Raw genomic sequence first — 9,006 nt, 5'->3', positions numbered from 1 at the left:
CATGGTTCAATGGGGAAAATTTAATAACATGGATGCACATTACATATTTCGGTGATACCATGAAGAAATGGAGCCTCTTTTTAATCGTGGTTTTATTACTAAGTCTGGTGCCAGTGGCTTCAATGGGGGTTGTTAGGGCGGAGAGTACATCCCAGCGTACAGTAACCATAACCCCCACCGACGATAGATGGATTGATGAAGGAGGATACGTAGATAGTAACACATATAGACTTAGAGTGGGTACATATCGTGGAAGCGAGGAGAGAGCATATCTAAAGTTCAACTTAAGCGAACTTGGAATTCCACCGGAGTTTATTATAAGTGCAACTCTTAACCTATATGCCTATTATCATTATGGAAGTAGAAGTAAAAGCCACAATATAACAGTCTATGGGGTCGCTGATAGTTGGAATGAAAATAGCATAAATTGGAGCAATAAGCCTCAAAACCTTACTAATGCTCTGGATTGGCAGTTGATAGGGAGTGTACGCAAATGGTATTCATGGAATGTAACAGATTTTGTCAAGAGTGAGCTGAATGGGGATAAAGTAGTTAGCTTCATGCTCCACTCCAATTTAAGTCACGAATCCACTAAAGACTACATCTATTTTTCCTCAAAGGAAACATCATATACAGATGAAAAACCATATCTCGAAATTGTCTATCGGACTCCTATCAGCATATCCAGCATTAATGTTCCAAAGTCCGCTGTTAGAAACCAGCCATTCAAAATAAATGTAATACTACAAAATAGCAAAACCCTTGACGAAAATGTCACCTTTCTAATCTATGTGGATGGTCAACTTTTCAAGAATGAAACCATATTACTGAAAGCCAGCTCATCAAAAGAACTTTCTTATGAATACACACCTCAAACCCTTGGCACACACCAGATAAAAGCCGAGATAGTTGGCTATGACACAAAATATGCAAGTGTTGAGGTCTACGAGAATCCATCGACGATCATTAACACATTCTCGAGGTACTATGCAATCCGCTATATAAGACAGGAGCCCAGAGTTAACGAGCTCTATGAGGAGTTTACGAACCTTACCGAGCAGCTTAAGGGATATGGAGTTGATTTGGCTCCATTAAGTGGAGATATCGAAAGGATAAATGCCATCAAGGAAGAGATGGAGAATTACCACACCCAAGTTCCGTATATGCCGGCATATTTAACAACGAAGTATTTCATCCTGACGAGGAAAGCGGGAATTGCACAAAACAAGCTCCTCGAAGAACTGAACACCATAATTCCCGTCCTCAAGGAAGGTCTTGAGAAAGCCAAAGCCGGTGGAAATGTAACTCTCGTCTCCCCAACTCCCATAAAGGTACTCATCGACAACTCACACAATCAGTATTACAACAGCAAGCAGATGCTCAAGCTTGCCACCAACATAGGGAGTGAACTTGGCTGGGAGGTCAAGGGGAATGATGAGCCACTAACTCTGGACCTTCTAAAGGAATACGACCTGGTTATAATTCCAAATCCAAGGGAGGATATAACAGATGAGGAAGCTCAGGCCATAAAAGAGTACGTGAAGGAGGGAGGAGCACTCCTAATTTTGGGCGACTGGTATAAATACGTAAATACAGAGAGCCTCAATAAGGTTGTCGAGGAGTTTGGAATAACATTCAACGATGATGAGCTCATGGACGATGAAAAGAATAGTGGAGCCACGTACTTCCCGCTAGTAGGAGAGTTTAATGTGCATCCCGCAATGCAGTTCCTGACAAACGAAAATGAACTCTATTACAACGGCGATACCCTTGAGATAAGCGGAAACGCTACATGGCTGATCAGAGGTTATGAGACTTCATACGCCGTTGATGGGAGCGGCAACGTTGTTAAGGAGAAGGGTTCAAAACCAATAGTGGCTGCCGCCGTGGAGGTCGGAAAAGGAAGAATCGTGGCATATGGATCAAGCAAAGCCCTAAGCGATGCATACTATGAGCACTACATAGATTCCAACTGGCCCTTCGTCAAGGGAGTTCTCCTGTGGCTGGTCAAGCAGGGCTGACCTTTTTTCTTTTATTTTGCTCCATACTGTTAGGATAATTGTGGCATGGGTGTAATTTCTCTTTTAGGCATCATCATAAGCTCTAACAGTATCTTTGCCCCAAGCGATAGCCTAATAAGCCCTTCTGAATATTCTCTTTAGGTGGTGGATGTGAAGGTGTACAACACTCTGACGAGGGAAAAGGAGGTATTTGTGCCTTTAAGAGAGGGCGAGGTTAGAATGTATGTATGTGGCCCAACGGTTTACGATTACACTCATCTGGGGCATGCAAGAACCTATGTGGCTTTCGATGTTATCCGGAGATACCTCGAGCATAAGGGGTACTCCGTGCTGATGGTTATGAACTTCACGGACATAGATGATAAGATCATCAGAAGGGCAAATGAGACTGGTGAGGATCCAAAAGAGCTTGCCAACAGATTTTTGAAATTCTTCCTTGAGGATATGGAGGCATTAAAGGTTAAGCCCGCCGATGTTTATCCCCGTGTTACGGAGCACATTCAGGAGATTATAGACTTCGTGAAGAAGCTTGAGGAGAAAGGATATGCATACGAGGGAAATGATGGTGTATATTTTGAAGTCAGAAAATTTGAGGATTATGGAAAGCTTGGAAAGATAAACCTTGAGGAGCTCAAAAAGGGAGCCCGTGTTGAACCGGGGGAGGGAAAGAGAAACCCTGAGGATTTTGTCCTCTGGAAGAAAGCCAAGCCCGGCGAGCCCAAATGGGATAGCCCCTGGGGCGAGGGGAGGCCGGGATGGCACATAGAGTGCTCTACCATGAGCACGAAGTATCTGGGGGAGCAGTTTGATATTCACGGAGGAGGAAATGATTTGATATTCCCCCATCACGAGAATGAAATTGCCCAGACGGAAGCATGCACCGGAAAGAAGCCGTGGGTTAGGTACTGGCTCCATACAGGTTTCGTCATGGTTCGGGGCGAGAAGATGAGTAAAAGCCTCGGAAACTTCGTTACCATAAGGGAGCTTTTGGAGAGGTACTCACCGGAAGTTCTGAGATTTTTTGTGCTCCAGAGGCACTACCGCTCACCTCTTGACTACACGGAGGAGGGAATCCAGCATGCAAAAAACAACCTTGAGCGCCTTTACCATGCTATTGAAAATCTCAGGATAGCCCTTGAAAAAGCGGAAATGCCCTTTAAATGGGGTGAGGAGGAATTTGAACTCTATGAGACCATAAGAAGTGCAGGGAAAAGGTTCCATGAAGCTATGGACGATGATTTCAACACTGCCGAAGCCATGAAGCCCATATTTGAGGTTGCAAATGCTGTGAATGCCTATATAACAAAAGTAGAGAAGCCGAAGGCAAGCGTCCTGAGGAAAGCCCTTGAATTCTTCCGCATGGTCGGGGAGGTTTTCGGTCTCTTTGAGGGGTACTTCAAAGAGGAAGGTGAGAGCAGGGAAGAGGAGCTTATAGAGCTTTTAATCCAGGTTAGAAGTGAACTCAGGAAGCAGAGGAACTTTGCTCTGGCAGATGAGATAAGGGCGAAGCTTAGGGAAATGGGAATACAGCTTGAGGATGGCCCTCAGGGCACGATTTGGAAAAGAATCAACGTTTAATCTTTTTTAAATTTTAACTTTTAACTTAAAATTTTAAAAGAACAGTTAAGAATTTAGAAGAGCAAAAGGGAATCAGATGACTTCCCCAAAAGCGAACTTTCTCTTGACGCTGTTTATAACGATTTCAACTTCATCTCCAACCTTGGTGTTTGGAACGAAGATCACAAAACCCTTAACCCTTGCAATTCCATCTCCACTGTTTCCAAGACTCTCAATCTTTACGGTATATCTTTCACCGACCTTAACAGGGGCGGTGCTACCAAACCTATCTCTATCTCCATACATTTCCAACAAACTCCTTTAATTTTTGCACCCTTCCAAAGCTCTTCAGAAGAGCACGTGTTCTAATATGTCCGTGAGTTTATAAATCTTTGGGTGGAAGAACTTTTATTTCCTGGCATTTTTAGAAAATCCAGCCTACGAAAACAGTTAAATAGAAAATAAAAGCCTAAATATCTATTCCAGCGATGAATATTCTCTTCGTCTTCCCGGGTTTTTGAGGCAATCCCTTTCTAACTTCATCGATAGGAACGGCTTCTATTACAAGTTCGGCCTGTTTGCTGTCCTCCACCTCGTATCTAACGGGGTTATTCCCTTCATATATCCTCTCCCTGATTTCCTCCTCTATTCCGCTGGGCTTTCTTCCCTCATAACCCACCCTGATTACCGCTTTGGGTCTCGGGTTTTTCCTTGAGAGCGGGTAGTACAGCATCACAAAGTCCTTCAGGAAGGGATATTCAAAGACTATGCTCATGACCTGATCAAGGAATAGCTTTGCCCCCGCCAGGCTTACAACGTCCTTGATTCTTATTATGTTCTTTATCTTGCCATTTTCAACTCTTGCTAAATCTCCTATGGCATAGTTGAATATCGGGAGTCCGGTGAGCTCTCCCTCCATCATAACCTTCGTTATATGGACGTCGTAGTACTCACCTTCATTGGGCGTTAGGGTCAGGATGGAGTGGGGCATCTTAAATTCGCCCGTTTTCCCTTTCTTGACGACCCGATATGCCGGTGCACCATCCTCGGAGCAGCCATAGGCGTCGATTATTGTGGCGTTTGGGAAGTTCTCAAGGGTTGCCTGTGCCATTTCGTCCGTCAGGGTTTCGCCGCCCACAAGAATCAGTCTTACATCCTCCCTCATCCCTTCGGGGAGCATGAACCCGAGGTTGTATGCCGTTGTTGTTAAGCAGAAAAACCATGTGGGGGATATCTCCTCGAGCTCTCTTATTAGGAGTTCTTTCATTCTCAGGAGCTGCAATGGCATTTGGACATATCTGACTCTCGGCATCATGATCTCAAAGGCACCAAAACCCATCATTCCAGAGGCAGAGGGCAGAGGCGGGAAAAATGACGCTATTACATCTCCATCCTCCACATATTCCTCCACCCATGGATCAAACTGCCTTGCGAGTCTTTTTTTATCATCCATCGTGAAGGGAATTAGTTTGGATTTTCCAGTTGTTCCGCTCGTTTTGAGTATCGTGTGAAAAACGCTCTTATTTTTAATATAACTTGGCCACACTTCCTCTATATTGTAGAGGTCTTTAGGTGTAATCCTTGTATTTTTCATTGATAGGAGTAGTTCCTCAACCGAAAAGCTCTCAACACTCTCATTAAAGCGCTTTCTCCAGAATTCGCTTGTCTCCACGGCTTTTTTGATCGTGTATTTCAGTTCTCCTTCTCTCCATTTAAGCGGCTCACCAAACAGCATCACCCTTTGCAAAATATCACCCCAAATAAATACGCGTTACTTGGATAAAAGGATTTTGGATAAAGAAAAACTTTTAAGAACAAACTTCCTCATTTATAGCATGGAATATGATGAAGTTGAGAGGCGTTTTAATAAAAGTTTGAATGAGGAGGATGTTCTGCTTTATCTGAGGGATACCTTTGAATTTCACATGAAGAACACTCCTTACTGGATGGAGAGGCGCTGTGATCTGGATGAGATATTTAACGGAACATTTGAGGATGTTCTCTCCAACATCTTCAAAAACTTGACCATTGACCCACAGTTGCTGAGACATTCTTGGAATTCCTTTCTTCCGAAAGGCTATAGGGGTAGAGTGAGGTTTTATCAGTCCTCGGGAACAACGGGACATAGAAAGATAGTCCCCTGGGATGAGAGGTATCTGGACTTCCTTCTCCCTTACCTCAAAAGAGGTCTTGATTCTTTATACGGCTTGGACAGGCTCTATAAGGATCATGCTCCGAGAGCTCTCCTCCATGGTCCCTACGGATGGTATCAGGAGGAGATGAGCAGGTTGGTATGGGCATACGGGGGAATCCTCTATTTCATAGGGACTGAAACCGATGGTCTCAAGGAAGTGCTTGAAAAGGAACCTAAAAAAGCCTTTGAAAGACTTGATCCTTTGGTAAGATACACAGAGAGGGTTCTGGAAAATGACACCATTAACCTCGTTAGAACTTCCCACCAGCTTCTTGATTTCTTCCTACCCCACGGGGGTGATTTGGAAGTCATAATGCTCAGCGGTGTTGGAATAAGTGAGGAAAAGCTCTCCGAAATAGAGAGCACTTTCGAAAATGCCCGGATAATCCCTCTCTACGGTAACTTTGCCTTTGGAGATGCCATTGGGCTTCATAAGGAAGATGAAATCCGCTATTATCCCAATTCCCCATTCACGATAGTGATTCCGCTGGCTGGTGATGGGGTGGTAGGTTATGGGGAGGAAGGCAAAATGGGATTGATAGTCGCGAGACCTGAGATCCTGGTGGTTATGGTGGAGGATGAGATTATAAGGAGGGTCAGACCAGAGGGGCATTTCAAACACGACGGCTTTGCTGACCCCAGGAGGTAATCAATAGGTATTTATATATGTTGTCCATAGTATCTAGAAGGTGTGTAATATGGGATTCCCGATCTTGGTGGTTGGCGAAGGCACCGCCGTTATGTTGCTGGATCTGGCGGCCTTCGCACTTATATTGAGGGTTTATTTGAAGAACAAAAGAAAATCTGCCCTGTTTTTCTCACTCGCATGGCTCACGGACTTTTTCGTTATGGTCTCAGCATTCATGGGGAAGGGCTATCTAAACTCGCTCCTCTTGACATTATTTGGAGCGATGCTCTTTTACAGTGCCATTGAGTTTCTCAAAGAGGAAAAGGAAAGCATAACGCTTGCAGAGGTCTCAAAACTTGCACTCCCTCCAATAGGGGTTGTTTTTTACATGCTACTATTTCTGGAATTGAAGGCTCCTAATATCCCCCTCTCTGAGGCGTATGCAAACATACTCCTTGGAGTGGCATGGTCAAATGCTGCCTTTCTCGCCATCTCGGCGGGATTCTTCTTCAAAAAGCTTATTCCCATGTACGAGCATGCAAAGCATATTTACTGGGGTCTTATCTTCTTCGGACTCCATCTCTTTCCATATCCTTTTTTCCACGATTTAACGTGGTATGGCCCCATAGGCTTAACTCTCTCCATGATCTTAATCGCCTGGCTGGTTTATTACATGGTTTCAATGGTTTCATCCGAGCAGTTCAACAAAATTGAAGTTCCTGAGATGAAGGAGATCAAGCTTGAAGAGGGCGTCCTTATAATTGGGAGCTCTGAATATGAGGAGATCAAGAGGATGCTGGAAGAATTTCCCGTCCTGGCATTCATAAGGATGATCAGGGATGTTCCGAGCACATGGAGGTACTATTTCGTGACCACGGCAGGGGATGAACGGGAAAATGCAATCTCCCCGACGGATCTGGGCAAGATAAGCGAGCTCTCCTATAGATACCTCAAAGCCACTGAAGAAAAAGGGAGGGGTATCATACTTATAGATTGCGTGGAATATCTCCTGATGTACAATGAGCTCAACAGCATTTTGAAGTTTCTGACAAAGCTTAGAGACTTCGTTAAACTGTACAATGGTACTCTGGTTCTGGTTATTGAAAAAGAGGCACTGGGCAAGAAGGATTACTCCCTAATCGAGAGACTCTTGGAGTGATCACCAGGGAACGCTCTTCCATCCCATCTTATACGCGAATATGTTCGCAAACCAGTGAATGAAGGGAGTTATCACTATCAAGAAGAGCACCTGCCCTGTCTGGAGGCTTTTGAAGGGATATCCCAAAAGCAGTGCCGCTATGAGAAAGCCCCACTGGTCGAGGCCTATGGCAGGATACCCCCTCGGTAAATTTGCCCTCCTCTTTATGAAGCTCCCCACCAGATCGCCGAGAAGGGCCCCAAAGGAGAGCGCAAAGCCGAGCTTGAATGCGAGGTTAAAAGAGCCGTAATATGAAGGTAATGCATAATATTGGATGAGGGATATCAAAATGCCGACGGTCAGACCGCCAAAGAAACCTCTCCATGTTTTTCCATCTCCTAAAATCCTCCTCCCATCGCTGAAGTTTTTTCCAAAGTCCATCGATGTCTTGCCTTTGAAGACTACCGGAGAGGCGTTTGCAAAATATGCCGGTAGAATGTACCACAAAGCCTCAACTAGTTCGTTCATTTAACCACCGCCTTAATTAAGCCTCCCTCACTTTTAAGCCTTTGTCTCGTTCAGCTTTTCCCCGAGGCACTTAAGGAGTTTCCTGAGGATCTCATCCTCATCGTTCTTGAGGAATATGGAGACAATTTTCTCAGCTACAGCATTTCTCTGAAGTGCAAACTCAATTCTTTCCCTTATCTTCATTGCTTCTTCACTTTCATCTCCTTCTATGGCGTCGAGAGCTTTTAAAAGGTTTTCACGGGTCTGTTTAACATCTTCCTCTATCTTCCTGTAGTATGCCTCTTTTCTCCATTCTCTTATGTTTTTTATTGCCGTGTAGTAGGCTTTCTTGTCCCCCGGTTTTTTAATCCTCTTTACGAGTCCTATATTTTCCAGCAGTTTCAATGCGGTGCTGACGTGGGATAAGGAGTAACCAGTTCTCTTGGCTATTTCCCCCAGACTCAGAGGCTCGTCTTCAAAGAAGAGAACTCCATAAATATAGCCGTAAAGTTCGTTTAGACCAAACCTCCGTGCCGTATTTGCGAAGTGATCCATCATTATTCTTTTGGCATCTTCCACACTCAACCTCATCCCTCCCCAACAATAAGCGTCTCAATATGTAAAATACCCTCTTTCCTTAAAAGCTCATTCGTAATATTTGAGAGTTCTTTCAGATTTTTGATTTCAATTTCGGCGATTATGTCATAGTCCCCGTAGAGCTTGTAAGCCTCTATGCTTGAAGGGATCTCTCTGATGGTTTCCAGGACATTTTCTTCATCCCCCGCTCTGGCGACTATAAGCATGAATGCTTTCATGACATCACCAAAAACCTTTTAAAGTTTCAAATATATAAAACTTTCGGAAATTTCCGAAAGTTATGAGAAATTTCTGGGGAGTGTTCATTATTGTTGAAGAAAGGCACTTAAGGGGTTGGATTAATTTAGGGATGAATCGTTCTCAA

General features: G+C 44.1%; 9 protein-coding genes. 4 read left to right on the top strand and 5 right to left on the bottom strand.

The window, feature by feature from the left end:
- Positions 1–2,021, top strand: a 2,021-nt coding sequence (locus tag ACXJGZ_RS03035; protein WP_456398276.1) for a DUF4350 domain-containing protein, incomplete at its 5' end; no start/stop codon positions are given.
- Between the two features lie 144 nt (positions 2,022–2,165).
- Positions 2,166–3,599: a cysteine--tRNA ligase gene (cysS, locus tag ACXJGZ_RS03030; protein ID WP_456326506.1), complete on the top strand. Its 1,434-nt coding sequence runs from the start codon at positions 2,166–2,168 to the stop codon at positions 3,597–3,599.
- A 72-nt stretch (positions 3,600–3,671) separates the two neighbouring features.
- Here the strand turns inward: cysS and ACXJGZ_RS03025 are convergent, their stop codons facing one another.
- Together ACXJGZ_RS03025 and ACXJGZ_RS03020 are read right to left on the bottom strand one after the other, a co-directional pair.
- Positions 3,672–3,884, bottom strand: a complete 213-nt coding sequence (locus tag ACXJGZ_RS03025) for a TRAM domain-containing RNA chaperone (protein ID WP_293255885.1) — start codon at positions 3,882–3,884, stop codon at positions 3,672–3,674.
- Positions 3,885–4,047: 163 nt separating this feature from the next.
- Entirely contained in the window at positions 4,048–5,313 is a 1,266-nt protein-coding gene (locus ACXJGZ_RS03020) for an AMP-binding protein (RefSeq protein WP_456321223.1), read from the bottom strand.
- A gap of 100 nt (positions 5,314–5,413) precedes the next feature.
- On the opposite strand from ACXJGZ_RS03020, the gene ACXJGZ_RS03015 reads away from it, so the two are divergent.
- Together ACXJGZ_RS03015 and ACXJGZ_RS03010 are read left to right on the top strand one after the other, a co-directional pair.
- Positions 5,414–6,421 carry a hypothetical protein gene (locus ACXJGZ_RS03015; protein ID WP_456326507.1) on the top strand — a complete coding sequence of 336 codons (1,008 nt, stop codon included), beginning with the start codon at positions 5,414–5,416 and terminating at the stop codon, positions 6,419–6,421.
- Positions 6,422–6,470: 49 nt separating this feature from the next.
- The gene (locus ACXJGZ_RS03010) at positions 6,471–7,559 is read left to right on the top strand and encodes a DUF835 domain-containing protein (RefSeq protein ID WP_456398275.1); all 1,089 of its coding nucleotides are present in this window, start codon (positions 6,471–6,473) and stop codon (positions 7,557–7,559) included.
- On the opposite strand, the gene ACXJGZ_RS03005 is transcribed toward ACXJGZ_RS03010, so the two are convergent.
- Genes ACXJGZ_RS03005 through ACXJGZ_RS02995 form a run of 3 tightly spaced genes read right to left on the bottom strand, consistent with a single transcriptional unit; the run spans position 7,560 to position 8,860 of the window.
- Positions 7,560–8,066, bottom strand: a complete 507-nt coding sequence (locus ACXJGZ_RS03005; RefSeq protein ID WP_456321220.1) for a CDP-2,3-bis-(O-geranylgeranyl)-sn-glycerol synthase — start codon at positions 8,064–8,066, stop codon at positions 7,560–7,562. It lies immediately after the preceding gene.
- Positions 8,067–8,099: 33 nt separating this feature from the next.
- Entirely contained in the window at positions 8,100–8,636 is a 537-nt protein-coding gene (locus ACXJGZ_RS03000) for a GbsR/MarR family transcriptional regulator (RefSeq protein ID WP_456321219.1), read from the bottom strand.
- Entirely contained in the window at positions 8,633–8,860 is a 228-nt protein-coding gene (locus ACXJGZ_RS02995; RefSeq protein WP_456321218.1) for an Lrp/AsnC ligand binding domain-containing protein, read from the bottom strand. The genes ACXJGZ_RS03000 and ACXJGZ_RS02995 overlap by 4 nt, the downstream gene beginning before the upstream one ends.
- Positions 8,861–9,006 lie beyond the last annotated feature (146 nt).

It is taken from the genome of Palaeococcus sp. (in: euryarchaeotes), assembly GCF_053987695.1.
This window is presented reverse-complemented; position numbering and strand designations above follow the sequence as displayed.

Coding starts and splice junctions, on each gene's coding strand:
- ACXJGZ_RS03000 (WP_456321219.1), bottom strand. CDS start 8,636: ATGAGGTTGAGTGTGGAAGATGCCAAAAGAATAATGATGGATCACTTC.
- ACXJGZ_RS03015 (WP_456326507.1), top strand. CDS start 5,414: ATGGAATATGATGAAGTTGAGAGGCGTTTTAATAAAAGTTTGAATGAG.
- ACXJGZ_RS03020 (WP_456321223.1), bottom strand. CDS start 5,313: ATGCTGTTTGGTGAGCCGCTTAAATGGAGAGAAGGAGAACTGAAATAC.
- ACXJGZ_RS03010 (WP_456398275.1), top strand. CDS start 6,471: ATGGGATTCCCGATCTTGGTGGTTGGCGAAGGCACCGCCGTTATGTTG.
- ACXJGZ_RS03025 (WP_293255885.1), bottom strand. CDS start 3,884: ATGTATGGAGATAGAGATAGGTTTGGTAGCACCGCCCCTGTTAAGGTC.
- ACXJGZ_RS03005 (WP_456321220.1), bottom strand. CDS start 8,066: ATGAACGAACTAGTTGAGGCTTTGTGGTACATTCTACCGGCATATTTT.
- ACXJGZ_RS02995 (WP_456321218.1), bottom strand. CDS start 8,860: ATGAAAGCATTCATGCTTATAGTCGCCAGAGCGGGGGATGAAGAAAAT.